Source organism: Frigoribacterium sp. R86507 (assembly GCF_044597695.1).
Lineage (GTDB): Bacteria > Actinomycetota > Actinomycetes > Actinomycetales > Microbacteriaceae > Frigoribacterium.
On sequence record NZ_CP139002.1, the window covers coordinates 3,266,251 to 3,281,538 of the forward strand.

Annotated in this window: 14 protein-coding genes; 4 read left to right on the forward strand and 10 right to left on the reverse strand. The window is 73.0% G+C overall.

Annotated elements, in window-relative coordinates:
* Window positions 1–180: 180 nt before the first annotated feature.
* The 4 genes from SJY14_RS15485 to SJY14_RS15500 form a co-directional block, all read right to left on the reverse strand.
* On the reverse strand, window positions 181–807 hold the full coding sequence (locus SJY14_RS15485) for a CDP-alcohol phosphatidyltransferase family protein (RefSeq protein WP_396599369.1): 627 nt from the start codon (window positions 805–807) through the stop codon (window positions 181–183).
* Window positions 808–916: 109 nt separating this feature from the next.
* On the reverse strand, window positions 917–1,351 hold the full coding sequence (locus tag SJY14_RS15490; RefSeq protein WP_396599370.1) for a hypothetical protein: 435 nt from the start codon (window positions 1,349–1,351) through the stop codon (window positions 917–919).
* Window positions 1,352–1,538: 187 nt separating this feature from the next.
* Window positions 1,539–2,624: an alkene reductase gene (locus tag SJY14_RS15495; RefSeq protein ID WP_396599371.1), complete on the reverse strand. Its 1,086-nt coding sequence runs from the start codon at window positions 2,622–2,624 to the stop codon at window positions 1,539–1,541.
* A gap of 106 nt (window positions 2,625–2,730) precedes the next feature.
* Window positions 2,731–4,032, reverse strand: coding sequence for an MFS transporter (locus SJY14_RS15500; RefSeq protein ID WP_396599372.1), 1,302 nt, complete (start codon window positions 4,030–4,032; stop codon window positions 2,731–2,733).
* A 22-nt stretch (window positions 4,033–4,054) separates the two neighbouring features.
* Here SJY14_RS15500 and SJY14_RS15505 point away from each other — a divergent pair, with 22 nt between their 5' ends.
* Window positions 4,055–4,630, forward strand: a complete 576-nt coding sequence (locus SJY14_RS15505; RefSeq protein WP_071255674.1) for a TetR/AcrR family transcriptional regulator — start codon at window positions 4,055–4,057, stop codon at window positions 4,628–4,630.
* A gap of 52 nt (window positions 4,631–4,682) precedes the next feature.
* Here the strand turns inward: SJY14_RS15505 and SJY14_RS15510 are convergent, their stop codons facing one another.
* Both SJY14_RS15510 and SJY14_RS15515 read right to left on the reverse strand, forming a co-directional pair.
* Window positions 4,683–5,558 carry an NAD(P)-dependent oxidoreductase gene (locus SJY14_RS15510; RefSeq protein ID WP_396599373.1) on the reverse strand — a complete coding sequence of 292 codons (876 nt, stop codon included), beginning with the start codon at window positions 5,556–5,558 and terminating at the stop codon, window positions 4,683–4,685.
* 39 nt (window positions 5,559–5,597) lie between these two features.
* Complete coding sequence (locus tag SJY14_RS15515) at window positions 5,598–6,347, reverse strand: lysophospholipid acyltransferase family protein (protein WP_396599374.1); 750 nt, start codon at window positions 6,345–6,347, stop codon at window positions 5,598–5,600.
* 384 nt (window positions 6,348–6,731) lie between these two features.
* On the opposite strand from SJY14_RS15515, the gene SJY14_RS15520 reads away from it, so the two are divergent.
* Window positions 6,732–7,205, forward strand: coding sequence for a hypothetical protein (locus SJY14_RS15520; protein ID WP_071255668.1), 474 nt, complete (start codon window positions 6,732–6,734; stop codon window positions 7,203–7,205).
* On the opposite strand, the gene recQ is transcribed toward SJY14_RS15520, so the two are convergent.
* The 4 genes from recQ to SJY14_RS15540 all read right to left on the reverse strand — a co-directional run bounded on the left by recQ (window position 7,166) and on the right by SJY14_RS15540 (window position 13,364).
* Window positions 7,166–9,286, reverse strand: coding sequence for a DNA helicase RecQ (gene recQ, locus SJY14_RS15525; RefSeq protein WP_396599375.1), 2,121 nt, complete (start codon window positions 9,284–9,286; stop codon window positions 7,166–7,168). The genes SJY14_RS15520 and recQ overlap by 40 nt on opposite strands.
* 31 nt (window positions 9,287–9,317) lie before the next feature.
* Window positions 9,318–10,280, reverse strand: coding sequence for a lysostaphin resistance A-like protein (locus tag SJY14_RS15530; RefSeq protein ID WP_396599376.1), 963 nt, complete (start codon window positions 10,278–10,280; stop codon window positions 9,318–9,320).
* A 177-nt stretch (window positions 10,281–10,457) separates the two neighbouring features.
* Window positions 10,458–12,746: a bifunctional metallophosphatase/5'-nucleotidase gene (locus tag SJY14_RS15535; protein ID WP_396599377.1), complete on the reverse strand. Its 2,289-nt coding sequence runs from the start codon at window positions 12,744–12,746 to the stop codon at window positions 10,458–10,460.
* 198 nt (window positions 12,747–12,944) lie between these two features.
* Entirely contained in the window at window positions 12,945–13,364 is a 420-nt protein-coding gene (locus SJY14_RS15540; protein WP_396599378.1) for a GNAT family acetyltransferase, read from the reverse strand.
* A 129-nt stretch (window positions 13,365–13,493) separates the two neighbouring features.
* Between SJY14_RS15540 and SJY14_RS15545 the strand changes: the two genes are divergently transcribed.
* Both SJY14_RS15545 and aroD read left to right on the forward strand, forming a co-directional pair.
* Window positions 13,494–14,369: a shikimate dehydrogenase gene (locus SJY14_RS15545; RefSeq protein WP_071255663.1), complete on the forward strand. Its 876-nt coding sequence runs from the start codon at window positions 13,494–13,496 to the stop codon at window positions 14,367–14,369.
* 2 nt (window positions 14,370–14,371) lie between these two features.
* Complete coding sequence (aroD, locus tag SJY14_RS15550) at window positions 14,372–15,211, forward strand: type I 3-dehydroquinate dehydratase (RefSeq protein ID WP_177174791.1); 840 nt, start codon at window positions 14,372–14,374, stop codon at window positions 15,209–15,211.
* The last annotated feature ends 77 nt before the right edge of the window (window positions 15,212–15,288 follow it).

Consider the following 15,288-nt stretch of genomic DNA (forward strand, 5'->3'; position numbering starts at 1 on the left):
GCACCGCGCCTCCCGGGTGTGCAATTCCCGACCGGCACCGCGCCTCCCGGGTGTACCGAACCCGACACGCGCCGTCCGACATGCCGCTCAGGTTGCCACTCGACCGGGTTCGACGGGCGCAGCTGTCGCGAATTGCACACCCGGGCAGGACATCGGCGACAAAGCCGTCGGGGGCGCGGGTCAGGCGGTGCGGCGCGCTCGGCGCATCCGGACGAGCGCGGCGGCGTAGAGGGCCGCCGCGACCCAGTGACCGACGAGGCCGACCCAGAGCACCACGAGGCCGATCGTCCGGCCTGCGGCTCCGGCGTCGGCGAGCGGGGCCGACGCCGTGCCTCCGGACCCGCTGAACTGGTCCACGAACGCCGCCGCGACCAGCACGAGCAACAGTCCGACGAAGATCAGGGCCGTGCGGATCTTGCCGACCCAGGTCACCGGGAACGACGCCCCCCGCAGCACGGACAACGCGTAGGCGCTCAGCAGCAGGTCCGGCACCAGCAGCAGCGGCAGCACGGGCCAGGGCACGAGCCCTCCGGCGACGAACGCGATGACGACGACGATCACCGTGATGCGGTCGGCCACCGGGTCGAGCCACTTGCCGAGCTCGGACGTCGTGTTCGTGCGACGGGCGATGAACCCGTCGAGGAAGTCCGTCACGAAGACGACCGCGATGACGACCATCGCCGACCAGTAGTGCTGCCCCACGATCAACACGAGGAACACCGGCAGCAGCAGCAGCCGGGCCGCCGAGATGGCGTTGGGCACGGTGCGCCACTCGTCCTGACGGAACAGCTTGTCGACGAGCGTCACGAGGCCCCCTCTGCGCGATCGCGCGGACTGTCGGTGCGGTCGCACCGATCACACCCGAGGAGGCGCGGGTCGCGCCCCCGAGATCGCTCCGAGTCTACGGGTGCCCCGGTCAGGCGGCGCCGTAGAGCGCGTCGGGCAGCTCGCGCGTGAAGATCTCGGCGGTCTTCGGCCCGACACCCTTGAGGTCGGTGAGGCGACGGGTCAGTTCGGCCCGGTCCGCCGACGACCGCACGAGGTGGCTCACCGAGCCCCAGTCGGAGTCGACGCGTCCCATGACCTCGTGCAGCTCGTCGCTCATCACGTGGTCGATGCGGGCGTAGCCGGCCTCGTCGAGCAACCGGCGCAACCCCTCGTGGTCGTGCTCGGCGAAGCGGGCGGGGCTGGTCAGCCCGTGGTCGATCAGCACCTGGTAGGTGTCGGCGGCGACGCCCTGCTGCACGGGCCGGCCGAACAGCACGCTCGCGAGCAGCCAGCGGTACAGCTGCTGTGGCGAGCCCTCGCTCACGTCGATCCCGAGGTCGGACGGGTGCTTCACGTCGCTCATGCCGTCCTGTCTACGCCCGGTGCGCGGCGCGGGTGACGCGCCCCGCGCCTCCTCGGCTCGCCGCGGGCGCCGGACGGCGCGCGGACCGCGCGGACGGGCCTCACGACGACGAATCCCGTTCCGTGCGATGAACCACGAAGGAACGTGGTTCGTCGCACGGAACGGGGTTCACGGTGCAGGCGACCGACTAGCGGTCGGCGTGCTGCAGCGTCGGGTAGTCGGTGTAGCCCTCGGCACCGTCGGCGTAGAACGTGGCGGGGTTCGGCCCGTTGACCTCGTGGTCGCCCTGCCAACGCTCGACCAGGTCGGGGTTGGCGATGGCGAAGCGGCCCACGGCGACGGCGTCGGCCTGGCCGTCCGCGACCTCGGCGATGGCCTCGTCGCGCGTGGTGATCTGGCCGAAGCCGCTGTTGGCGATGAAGGCGCCGCCGAAGCGGGTCCGCAGGTCCTGCACGAGCTCGCCGCGCAGGTCGGCCTGCAGCACGCTGAGGTAGGCGAGGCCGAGCGGGGCGAGGCCTTCGACGAGCGCGCGGTAGACGGCGGTCACGTCGGCGACGTCGGTCTCGACGACGTCCTGGATGTTGTGCATGGGCGACAGGCGGATGCCGACGCGGCCGGCACCGATCGCCTCGGCCACGGCCGTCGCGGTCTCGATCGCGAGGCGGGCACGGTTCTCGGGGGTTCCGCCGTACTCGTCGGTGCGGACGTTCGAGACGGGCGAGAGGAACTCGTGCAGCAGGTAGCCGTTGGCGCTGTGGATCTCGACGCCGTCGAGCCCGGCCTCGAGCACGGCGCGCTTCGACGCGGCGACGATGTCGGCCGTGACCTGGTGCACCTCGTCGGTGGTGAGGGCGTGCGGCACGGGGAAGTCGACCTTGCCGGCCGAGGTGTGCACCTGGCCGTCGATGGCGATCGCGCTGGGGCCGACGATGCGGTCGGTGCGGGTGATGTCGGTGTGCGAGACGCGGCCGCCGTGCATGACCTGCATGACGATCTGGCCACCCTCGGCGTGGACGGCGTCGGCGACGCGCTTCCAGCCGGCGACCTGCTCGTCGGTGACGATGCCGGGCTGGCCGTCGTAGGCCTTCGACTCCTGCGAGGGGTAGGTGCCCTCCGTCGTGATCAGACCGAAGGAGGCGCGCTGACGGTAGTGCTCCACCACGACGTCGCCGGGAACGCCGGCGTCGCCGGAGCGAAGACGGGTGAGGGGCGCCATGACGACGCGGTTGCGCAGCTCGAGCTGGCCGAAGGTGGCGGGAGAGAAGAGGTCCAAGGGTGGTCCTTCCGAACGATGGGTCGCCCTCGGGCGGGGGCGCTCGTGAGGCAACCCGACGGTTGCACGCTGCATTCCCCGACGGGCGCATCGACACCCCGGGAAGTCACCGAGACCCCTGTGCGCGGACCGGGGTGTCGGCCACTTCCTGGGGTCTCAGGCGGCCGAGGCCCGCCGCGACGAGGGCCGCGAGCGCGGCCAGGACGAACGCCGTGCCGTAGCCGGCGGTTCCGACGAGCGCACCCAGGACGACGGCCCCCGCGGCCTGGCCCAGCACCAGCAGCACGAAGAGCAGCGCCGTCCCGCTCGCGGCCCGCTCGGCGTCGATCTCGGCGGTCCAGGCGATCAGCGCACCCGTCGCCGCCGTGTAGGCCCAGCCGAACGCCGCGCAGGCCGCGAACGCCACCGGCACGACTCCGGGGAGGGCCGCCGTCCCGGCCGTGCCCGCCGCCAGCACGGCCAGCGTGAGAGTCCAGACCGTCCCGGGGGCCAGGCGTGCCAGCGGTCGGGCGGTGACGATGACGGCCGTGCCTCCGGCGCCGAGGCAGACCCAGGCCCCGACCGACAGCTCGGCCGCCACCCCGGCGTCGACGAGCAGGGTGCGTCCGTAGTTCCAGACCGCGGCCGAGGCGGCACCGGCGAGCAGCGCCGCGAGCAGCACCCACCGGTGGGCGACGAACCACGACCGCGGCGGCAGGAGGCCGCGGGGACCGGTCGGGCCGAGGCCCGTCGCGCCGCTCGGGCGGGCGGCGTCGGCGCGTGCGTGAGCGGCGGTGCCGTCCGCGACGAGGGATCGAGCGGAGGAGGCGCGGCGGTCGAGCACGAGGACGGCCCCCGCCGCCGCGACGGCTCCCCCGGCGGCCACCAGCCAGGCGAGCCGCCAGTCGGGCAGCAGCACGAACGCCAGGAGCCCCGCCGCCACCAGCCCCGGCCCGGTGCCCGCGTTGACGACTGTCTGGGCGCCCGCCTGCCGCCCGTCGTCGAGACCGCGCTGCAGAACGCGCACCAACGCGGGCGAGGCGAGCCCGGCGCCCGCCGAGCCCAGCACGGCCGCGAGCGCGAACGGGACCACGTCGGGGGCGAGGGCCATGCCTGCAGCCCCGACCCCGGCCGTGGCACCCGCCGCGACGACGAGGGCCCGCGGGTGGCGACCGGCCGCGGCGAACCCCGCCACCGCGCCGACGACGTAGGCCAGCGACCCGCCCGAGGAGACCGTCCCCGCGACGCCCGCGTCGAACCCGAGGTCCGCCTGCATCTCGGGCAGGTACAACCCGTAGGCGAGGCGGACCAAGCCATAGGTCACCGCGATCAGGGCCGTGCCGGCGGCGACGAGCCCGACGCCCGCCGACCCCGACGTGGTCGCCGTCGGTCGTGACGTCGTGGTCGAAATCGAAAACGTACGTTTCATTTCGACAGCCTAAGCTGTCCGCATGCCCCTGCGCCCGGCCAGCGAGAAGAAGATCCTCGACGCCGCCGACGAGCTGTTCTTCACGAACGGCATCGCGGCGACGCCCGTCGACGCCGTCCTCGCCCGCGCGGGCGTCTCGGCGGCGACGATGTACCGCGGCTATCGCAGCAAGGAGGCGCTGGTCGCCGCAGCGCTGACCCGTCGCCACCACGACTGGCTCGCCACCTGGGACGCCGCCGTCGCCCGGCACGACGAGGCCGGCCCGCGCCTCCTCGCGGTCTTCGACGCGCTGGACGAGTTCCGGTCACGCCCGACGGGGGCCCGCTGGTGCGCCTTCCTCGCCTCGGCGGCGGAGTACGTCGATCCGCCCGCCGACGTCGCCGAGGCCGTGCGGCTCGACACCGAGACGCTGCGCACCCGACTCACCGACCTCGCCCGCCCGCTCGTCGGGGGGCAGGCCGAGGCGCTGGCCGAACACCTGTTGCTGGTCGTGACGGGCGACCTCGCCATGCGTCTGCGCGAGCCCGCGCGTGACACCACGACCGCCCGTGCAGTCGCCACCGCCCTGCTGGCCGCCGCGGGCCGTCAGGGACGCTGACACCCCAGGAACGCGCCGAGACCCTTCCGCGCGTCGGAGGGTCTCGGCGGTTTCACGGGGTCTCGGGCGAACCGTTCCGGTCGAAGCCGGTGCGGACGGCGGCGATGTCGTCGTCGCCGTGGCCCTGCTCGGCAGCCGAGGCGTACACACCGGACAGCGCCTCGAGCAGGCCGGTGTCGAAGCGCGTGCCCTGGGCCGCCTCGCGCATCAGGCCGAGGTCCTTGCGGATGCCGTCGAGCGCGAACTGGGCCGGGTACTCGCCGGCGATCATCGTCGCGCCCTTGAGGTGCGCGTACGGGGTGTCGGACTGGCCGCCGTCGATCGCGTCGAGGAAGAGCTGCGGATCGAGGCCGAGAGCCTCCGTCAGCGCGAGCGACTGGGCCGTGGCGGCGGTGATCGTGGCGATCCAGGCGTTGGCGGCGAGCTTCAACGCCGTCCCCTGCCCGACCGTGTCGCCCGCGACGATCGTCTTCGAGCCCATGGCGTCGAGCACCGGACGCACGGCCTCGAGCAGGGCGCCGTCGCCGGCGGCCAGCATGACGAGCTTCCCCGTCGCGGCCGGCTTCTTCGTGCCGAGCATCATCGCCTCGACGAGCCGGAGCCCGTGCCCGTCGGCCGTCCGGACGACGCGGGCCGTGTCGGCCTCGCCGATGGTGCTGGCCTGCACCCAGACGGCGTCGGGACGGCTCGCGTCGGACGCGTCGTCGAGGACCTCGAGCACGGCGTCGCCGTCGAAGAGCACGGTGACGATCACGTCGACGCCCTCGACCGCCTGACGCGCCGTGTCGGCGACCACGGCGCCGTCGGCGGCCAGCGGCTCGGCCTTCGACCTCGTGCGGTTCCAGACCGTGACGTCGAACCCCTCGCGCAGCAGTGTTCCCGCCACGCCCTGACCCATGATGCCCGTCCCGAGCACTGCGACCTTCATGGCTCCGACGCTACGCCCGGCGCGGGCGAGCAGCGCGGCTCAGTCGAGCGGATCGGGCCCCACGGGGTCGGGCCGCATCGCGCGGCGCACCCGCGCGACGACCGACGGGGCGGGCGGATCGTTGTACGAACCCGCCTCGACCTGGCCGCTGAGCCGTCGGATCGCCGCCATCACCTCGTCGGTCGCGTGCCGACGAGCCCGACCCGACTTCGCCTCGCCGTGGCGCGAGAGGTCGATGGGCTCGCCGAACTCGACGGTGACCTTCCGGAGGCGCGGGAGGCGCGCGCCCGCCGGTTGCAGTTCCTGGGTCCCCGTCAGGGCGACCGGCACGACCGGCGCCCCGCTCGTCAGAGCGAGCCAGGCGACGCCCGTCCGGCCGCGGTACAGCCGCCCGTCGAGGGAGCGCGTCCCCTCGGGGTAGATCGCGAACGCGTCGCCGTCCGTCAGCTTGCCGAGGCCCAGGTCGAGGGCGTGCTGCGCGGCGGACCCGGCCCCTCGCTCGACACCGATCGCGCCGATGCCCGTGAAGAAGGCGCGCGACGCACGACCTTTGAGACCAGGGCCGGTGAAGTAGGCGTTCTTCGCGAGGAACGAGACCTGACGGGGTGCCATGAGGGTGATCACGACGCTGTCCATGAACGAGAGATGGTTGCTGGCGAGGATGACGGCACCACGCCGCGGGACGTTGCGACGCCCGATCACCCGGGGACGCCAGACCACGCGCACGAGGGGTGACAGGACCGAACGGCTGAGGGTTGTGAGCACGCTCCACTGTGCCCGACGCCACATTCCCGGAGGGGCATGGCTCGCCCCCGCGCCTCACCCGGGGCCCGTCGGCACCCACCCGCACCACCCGATTCGGGGAACAACGGGTGTCCCCCTCAGGGAGGATTGCCGCAGACGGACCCGCGGCCTATCGTCGGAGGTCGATCGAAACAGGACGCTCGTCCGGTTCACGACCCCTCGAGCGAGTCCTCGTCGGGGGATCGACCCGAGACCCGGAACGAGCGCCGCGACGCACCGCCGAACCCCGTGGGCGGTGGTCCGGCCGTGCGAGCGGACGGTCCTGCGCGTCTCCGACTCCGACAGCCGGGGACGACCCGGAACGACCCGGGGCGCCCGGCACCATCCCCGACGACAGCCACGACGACCCGACGACCCGAGAGGACCGCCATGGACGACGAGACCGTGACCACCCGCCCCTCGCGCCTGCCGTTCGTCTTCGGCGCCACCGCGCTGATCTCCACCTACTTCGCCGTCACCAGCATCGTCGGTGCCGGCACCTCGGTCGGCGTCGGTCTCACCGCGACGGTCGTGGCGACCGGCCTCTACGTGCTGTCGACGATCGTCTGGCTCGCGCTCGTCGTCGTGGCCGTCTCGTCGGTCCGCCGGACGCGACGAGGCGCTGACCTCGACCGGACGAGCATGCGCTTCGTCGGACTGGCACCCCCGGCGGGCGGCGCACTGCTGCTCGCCGCGGCCTACGTCGCCCGCATGAACGGACAGCCCTTCCTCGGCGGGTTCGAGGCCATGGTGATCACGACGGTCGCACTGGTCGTCCTGTCGCAGGCGTTCCCGTTGCTCGGCTTCGGCCCGTCGGCCCCGGGTCACCGCCAGTCGTCGGGCGGCGGCGGCGCGTCGTCGTAGGGGTCGAACGGAGCGTCGGACGGCAGGTCGTACAGGTCGTCGGCCGGCACCTCGGGCACCTCGTCGACCGCGGGCGGTGCGGCACGACGGGCACCACGGCCGGCGGCCGGGGCCGTCGAGGTCGTGCGGGGCGAGCGGACCGTGGCGCCGCCCGTCGCGGACACGGACGCCGTCGCGGTGGACCCGGCGGCTGCCGCCTCGGCCGGGGCGGTGCCGCCCACGACCGCGAGGACCTGCTGACCGTAGGTGTCGAGCTTCTTCTGACCGACGCCGCTGATGCCCGCGAGCTGGTCGAGCGAGGTGGGCCGTTCGGACGCGATGCCCCGCAGGGTGACGTCGCCGAACACGACGTAAGCAGGGACGCCCTGCGCCCGGGCGACCCCGGCGCGCCACTCGCGCAGGGTCTCGAACAGGGCGGCGTCAACGCCGGTCAACTCGGCGGCACCCCGTGACGAGCCGCGGCTCGACGACCCCGAACCACCCCGCGCGCGGGCCGAGCGCACCGGGCGCTCGGGCTCGCGCCGCAGCCGGACGGTGCGGGTGCCCGAGAGCACCTCGCCCGCGGCGTCGGTGAGCAGCAGCGTGCCGTACCCGTCGGGCGAGACCGCCAACAGCCCCTGGGCGAGCAGCTGTCGGACGACGCCCCGCCACTCGACGTCGCTCAGCTCGGTGCCGATGCCGAAGGTGGACAACTGCTCGTGGCGGTTCTGGAGGACCTTGGGGGTCGACTTGCCGACGAGGATGTCGACGATCTGGCCCGCGCCGAACTGCTGGTTGCGCTCACGCTTCAGCCGGACGACCGTCGAGAGCAGCTTCTGGGCGGGCACCGTGCCGTCGAGCGACTCGGGCGGCGAGAGGCAGGTGTCGCAGTTGCCGCAGGCGGTGCTCGCCTGGCCGAAGTAGCCGAGCAGCTGCACGCGTCGACACTCGACCGTCTCGCACAGGGCGAGCATGGCGTCGAGGTGGGCGCCGAGCTTGCGGCGGTGCTCGGCGTCGCCCTCGGACTGGTCGATCATGCGTCGCTGCTGCACGACGTCTTGCAGGCCGTAGGCCAGCCACGCCGTCGAGGGCAGGCCGTCGCGACCGGCACGGCCGGTCTCTTGGTAGTAGCCCTCGACCGACTTGGGCAGGTCGAGGTGCGCGACGAAGCGGACGTCGGGCTTGTCGATGCCCATGCCGAAGGCGATGGTGGCGACCATCACGATGCCCTCGTCGCGCAGGAACCGCGCCTGGTTGCGTGCCCGGGTCTGCGCCTCGAGGCCCGCGTGGTACGGCAGCGCCGGGATGCCCTGCTTCACGAGGAACTCGGCCGTGCTCTCGACCGACTTGCGGGACAGGCAGTACACGATGCCCGCGTCGCCGTCGTGCTCGGTGCGGATGAACCGCAGCAGCTGCTGCTGCGGGCCGTCTTTCGCCTCGATGCGGTACTGGATGTTGGGCCGGTCGAAGTCGGCGACGAAGTGCTTCGCGTCGTCGAGCTCGAGGCGCCGCGAGATCTCGCGGTGGGTGGTCTCGGTGGCCGTCGCCGTCAGGGCGATGCGCGGCACGTCGGGCCAGCGCTCGTGCAACACGGAGAGTTCGAGGTAGTCGGGGCGGAAGTCGTGGCCCCACTGCGCCACGCAGTGAGCCTCGTCGATGGCGAAGAGCGAGACGTGGCCCCGGTCGAGCAACGACTTGGTGGACTCGAGCTTGAGCCGCTCGGGCGCGAGGTAGAGCATGTCGAGCTCGCCCTCGACGAACGCCTGCTCGACCGCACGACGACGGTCGGGGTCTTGCGTCGAGTTGAGGAACGCCGCGCGGACGCCGACGGCCTCGAGGGCGTCGACCTGGTCTTGCATCAGGGCGATGAGCGGCGAGACGACGATGCCCGTGCCCTCGCGGACGAGGGCGGGCACCTGGTAGCAGAGCGACTTGCCGCCGCCCGTGGGCATGAGCACGAGGGCGTCGCCGCCCTGGACCACCTGGTCGATGATCTGCGCCTGCTGGCCACGGAACTCGTCGTAGCCGAACACCCGATGCAGCACGTCGAGGGCTGCGGTGGGGGCGTCGGGGGCCAGGGCGGGCGAGGCGGTGGTGGTCACGCGACGAGTCTACGAGCGGCCACCGACGCGGTCAGCCGACCCGCGCCTCCTGGGGACGGTCGTCGGCGGGAGGCGCGCTGGGGACGAGAGGAGCGCTGCGGACCGTCACGAGACCGGTTCGTCGAGCCGCCCTGAGCACGAGCCACACGTAGAGCGGCGTCGAGACCACCGTCACGGCGAGGGCGAGGGGGCTGCCGTCGCTCGACTCGACACCCGCGAACGGTGCCGACAGCAGGAACAACACGGTGTTGTTGAGCACGTGCGCGACGATCGCCGCCTCGAGTCCGCCGGTGCGCCAGGTCAGGTAGGCCGCGGCCACGCCGAACACGGCGACGTCGAGCATGCCCCAGGGGTTGTAGTCGTGCGCGAACGCGAAGGCGACCGTCGGCAGCACGACGGCCACGACCGGGAACGCCACCCACGACCCCAGGGTCTGCATCGCCAGGCCGCGGAAGGCGTACTCCTCGGCGGTCGCCTGGAACGGCGTCACGACGAGGATCACCGCGACGGCCCAGACGAGCGTCTCGCCCGGCGTCGTGACCGGCCCCGTCCCGAGCGACTCGCCCACGACGAGCGGTGCCACGACGTAGCTCAGCCCGACGGTGACCGCCATGAAGGCGAGCCCGGGCACGACGCACCGCGCGAGCCACCGCCACCGCAGCCGCCCGGCGACGCTCCAGAGCCCGCCGACTGCCCCCGGCCCGACGATCAGGGCGCCCAGCATGATGGCCGGCAGCATGACCGCGATCGAGGCGAGCGTCGTGAAGAGCACGAGCGGGTCGGCCGCGGCCAGAGCGTCACCCTCGATGCCGCGCTGCAGTCGTTCGCCGGCCGCCGTCCCGCCGACGGCCGTGGTCACCCCGAGGACGCCCACGTAGACCACGACCGAGGCGAGCAGATAGGTGACGACCGCCACGACGGCCGCGAGCAGCGGTTTCCACCACCGGTACGAGGGCAGCGACCGGAACAGGCGGTGGTAGGCGAACGTCGTCACGCGACGAGCGTACGGGAGGCGCGGTGCCCGTCCCCGGGAACCCCACGAGGAGGCGCGGTGCCGGCCGGTCGCGCCGCCGCGCCATCACCACCGCGCGAGGGTCGCACCACGAACTGAACGTCGCACCGCCGGTTTCGGCGGTGCGACGTTCAGTCGGTGGTGCGATGCCGGGTGGCGTCAGCCCTCGGTGGGCGTCACCGTCGCGTGGGTGCGGCGTCGGCGGGCGACGACCAACGCCGAGCCACCGGCCAGCATCAGGGCGAGCGCGGCGAGGGCCGCGAGACCCAGGCCGTCCTGACCGGTGAAGGCCAGCGAGCCGTCGGCGTTGCGGACCGTGCCGGCGGGCGTGGTGCCCGAGCCCGAGCCGGGGGTGGTGCCGGGCACCGTGCCACCGGGGGTCGTGACCGGGGGCGTGGTGCCCGGGTCGGTCGGCGGGACGACCACGGGAGCGGCCGCTGCGGCGAAGACGAGCGGGACGGAAGCCGTCGTGCCGGTCCCGTCGACCGTGAGCACGACCGATCGGGTGACGGGCCCGGCCGCAGGAGCGGTGATGCCCTCGGGGACCACGAAGCTCAGCGTGGCGCGACCCTGTTCGTCCGAGTTGTCGAGGATCGTCTCGTCGATCGGCGCCGAGGCGAGCTCGACACCGTCGAGGGTCGCGGTCACGGTGCCCGACGCGTCCGCGGCGGCCTGCTGCAGGACGAGCGACGACAGGGTCATCGACACCGTGTCACCGGCGACGAATCCGCCGACTGGCGCGGCGGTCAGCCCCGAGACACCGACCGAACGCGATGCGAAGTCGGGGTCGGAGGGGTCGCCGGCCTGGGCGTCGAAGTACTCGAGCTGGCTCTGCAGGTCGACCTTGCCGCTGTCGGCGTGGGCGCGACCGTTCGCGAACGCGGCGAAGCCGTCGCCGCCCGAGGCGAGGAAGGAGTTGACGGTCACCTTGTAGATCGTCGCGTCGTCCATCGGCGCGCCGTCGAGCGAGACGGCGGCGATGCGCGACCCCGCCACCGCCGCGGGGTCGTAGGTGTAGGTCAGACCCTCGGACGTGCCGAGCTTCAGGGTGCTGGTGCGTGCGGCGGTCGGCCACTGCTGCTCGAGCACCTGGCGGATCTCGGCACCGGTCATGTCGACCACGACCAGCGTGTTGGCGAAGGGCTGCACGGCCGCGGCGGCCTTGTAGGTCACGTCACCGTTCGGCGCCACGAAGGGCAGGTCGTCCCGCAGGCCGCCGGGGTTCATGAAGGCGAGCTGGGCACCGCTCGCGGTGGTCGACGACAGCTGGATGTCGGCGACGAAGTTGCCGAGGGTCGACTCACCCGCACGGTTCGACACGGGCAGCCCGTTGGCGTCGGGGTTGGCGTTGTAGGCCCGGTTGAAGGAGTCGCTGATCGAGCCGATCACCTCGGCCCCCCGGTCGGCAGCCTCCGCGACGGCGGCCGCGACGATGTCGGCGACGGCGGGGTCGGGCGTGAAGGCGCCGTAGAGCGGCACCAGGCGGTGCGAGGCGATGGTCACCCGGTCGCGGAAGGCGGTGGCAGCGGGGTCGACCGTCATGGTCACCCGGGCAAGGTTCGTCCCGTAGCTGCCCGTCTGCACGACGGCGCGCTGCGGGCCGCCGTCGGAGGGCGACACGAGGTAGTCGTACCCCTGGTGCGTGTGCCCGGAGAAGATCGCGGACACGTCGCCCGAGACGCCGCGGGCGATCTCGCCGAACGCGTTGTCACCGGTGACGGAGTCCAGGCTGCCGGTCTCGGCGCCTTCGTGCAGCAGCAGGACGATCGCGTCGGCGGCGTCGGTCTCGACGATGTCGTCCGCGACCGCGTTGACCGAGTCGACGACGGGCGCGAAGGTGAGCCCCTCGATGCCGGCCGGGCTGACGAGCGTCGGCATGGTCTCGGTCAGGGCGCCGATGAAGGCGACGCGGACGCCCCCGATCTCCTCGACGACGTAGGGGTTGTAGGCGGGCGTCCCGTCGCTCTTCAGGATGTTCGCATTGACGTAGGGGAAGTCGCTGTTCGTCTGGACGCGACCGTTGAAGTCTGCCTGGCCCTTGTCGAACTCGTGGTTGCCCGGCGTGCTGACGTCGAGGCCCATGGCGTTGAGGGCGTCGAGGGTCGGCTCGTCGTCCTGGATGAACGAGGTGAACGTCGAGGCGCCGATGTTGTCACCCGCCGAGACGAAGAGCGTGTTCGGGTTCTGCCGCTCGACCGACTTGACCGCACCGGCGAGGACCGCCGCGCCGGCGATGGACGCGCGAGCACCCGGGGCGTCGGCCTCGAGCCGGCCGTGGAAGTCGTTGATGCCGACGAGGTCGATCGTGACCGGCACGGCCTGGGCGGGTGCGGCGGCGACGAGGCCGAGCAGCAGGGTTCCGGCGGCGACGGACGCGAGGGCGGCACCGCGGACGCGCCGCCGGCCTCCCGTCGGGACGGACTCGGATGACGGGGGGCTGATGCGCATGGGCGTCGGTGCTCCTGGAGAAGACGGTTCGGGTGGGACGGCACCCCCCGACAGGGGGCACAGCACACGACCATAAGTTCTCGCTGGGTGACCGACAAGAGTCGGCCGAAGATCGTCACATGTTGTTCATCCGACGAGCGACGATCGACCGACGAGCAGGCCGCCGGGCGCCCGCCGCGTCGGCACGACCGCAGCGCCTCAGTCGGCGATCAGCCGCTTCCCCATGCCGAACGCGTCGTCGACCGAGTACCCCAGGTGCTCGTAGAACGCCCGCACCCGCTCGTTGCCGGTGCGCACCTGGAAGTTCGCCTTCGGGCACCCCATCGCCTCGAGCAACCGCTCCACCTCGGCCATTAGTTGTCGCCCGAAGCCCTCCCCCTGGCGATCGGGCTCGACCGCGACGTAGTAGACCCAACCCCGATGACCGTCGTAACCGGCCATGGCGGTCGCGACCAGCGCCTCCTCGTGGTCGACGCCGACCAGGAACAGCTCGCGCTGCACCGTCAGCTTGCGTTCGATGTCGCGTCGCGGGTCGTTCCACGGGCGGGTCAGCCCGCAGCGCTCCCAGAGCGCCACGACGGTCTCGGTGTCGGCTTCGTCGAAGGGTCGGATCTGCATGCACCGACCCTGCCAGACCCGACGAGCCGAGGAGGCGCGGTGCCGGTCACCACCGCCCCGCACCCCCTCAGGGCCCTCGCGTTAGGGTGGGTCGTCGTCCGAGCCGCGGGCGCAGGGAGGGGCCCACCCGTGACCGATGCTCGCCGACGTCTCGCCGTCCTGGGGTCGCCGATCGAGCATTCGCTGTCGCCGGTGCTGCACCGCACGGCGTACGCGCACCTCGGGTTGCCCTTCGACTACGACCGCGTCGAGGTGGCTTCGGGCGGTCTCGCCGACTTCGTCGGGGGCCTCGACGCGAGCTGGCGCGGGCTGAGCCTGACGATGCCACTCAAGCGCGAGGTGCTGCCCCTGCTCGACACGGTCTCGCCCCTCGCCCGGCGCCTCGGCGTCGCGAACACCGTGGTCCTCGACGACGACGGCCGACGCCACGGGCACAACACCGACGTCGACGGCATCGTCCGCAGCGTCGAGGGGTTCCACGACGCACGGCCCGCCGCGGCCACCATCCTCGGCGGGGGCGCGACCGCCCTGTCCGCCATGGCCGCCGCCTGGGACCTCGGCGCCCGGTCGTTCTCGATCCACCTGCGCAACCCGATGCGGGCCGGCGAGCTGACGTCGCTGGCCGCCGAGCTGGGTGCCGACGTGATGGTCGCCCCGCTCACCGAACTGCCCTCGCTCGGCCCGCTGGACTTCGTCATCAGCACGCTGCCCGGCGGGGCCGCGGACGACCTCCACCTGCGTCCGACCAGCAGCTCGTCGGTCCTCTTCGACGTCGCGTACGAGCCCTGGCCGACCCGCCTCGCGTCTCGCTGGTCGGCCGACGGCGGCATCGTCTTCAACGGTCTCGACATGCTCGTCGAGCAGGCGCTCGGCCAGGTGCGGCTCTTCTCCGGGCGGGCACAGGACGAGCCGGTGGCCGACGAGAGCGTCCTGCGAGACGCGATGCGCGCCTCCGTGGGCTTGCCGATCCGCGGCCGGTCGACGACCGACAGCGTGGCGGGCTGACGGTGGCTACTCCTCTGCCGGTCTCGATCGGCCGGGTCGCGCTCGGGACCGGGCGGCCCGCGGTCTGCGTCCCGCTCGTGGCCCGCACCGCCGACGCACTGGTCGACGCCGCCTCGGCGCTCGACGCGCGGACGGCCGACCTGGTCGAACTGCGCATCGACTTCGTCGACGCCGCCTTCGCCGCGGCACCGGACCCCGACGGGCCCGTGCGCGCCGGTGCCCCGGCGACGGGCCCGGCCGACCTCGACCTGGTGGCCGACGTCGTCCGACGGGTCCGCGGCGCGCTCGACGCGGATCTGCCGCTGATCTTCACCCTGCGCACCGAACCCGAGGGGGGCGAGCGTGACGTCGCCCCGGCGACCTACGACTCCGTGCTGCGCTCGGCGATGGCCACCGGACTGCTGGACGCCGTCGACGTCGAGATGTACACCGACCCCGACCTGCTCGGCGGACTCGTCGACACCGCGCACGACGCCGGTCTGGTCGTCGTGATGTCGTCGCACGACTTCAGCGGCACGCCCACGCAGGGCGAGATCGTGTCGCGACTGCTCGAGCAACAGGAGAACGGCGCCGACGTGGCGAAGTTCGCCGCCATGCCGTCCGGCACGGACGACGTCCTGACGCTGATGCGGGCCACGGCCGAGTTCCGGGCGGGGGCCGGCATCGTGCCCGCGATCACCATGTCGATGGGGCCGCTCGGCGTCGTGTCCCGACTCGCGGGCGAGACGTTCGGCTCGTGCGTCACGTTCGGGTCGGTGGGGGCGTCCAGCGCACCGGGCCAGGTGCCGGCGGTCGGGCTGCGGGCGGCGCTCGAGCTGGTGCACGCGGCACAACAGGGCTGACGGCGTCGTACGGGGCCTCGCACGGGGCCTCGAGCGTCAGGGCTCCGGCGACCCGACCCTCGCAGCGTCCACCACCG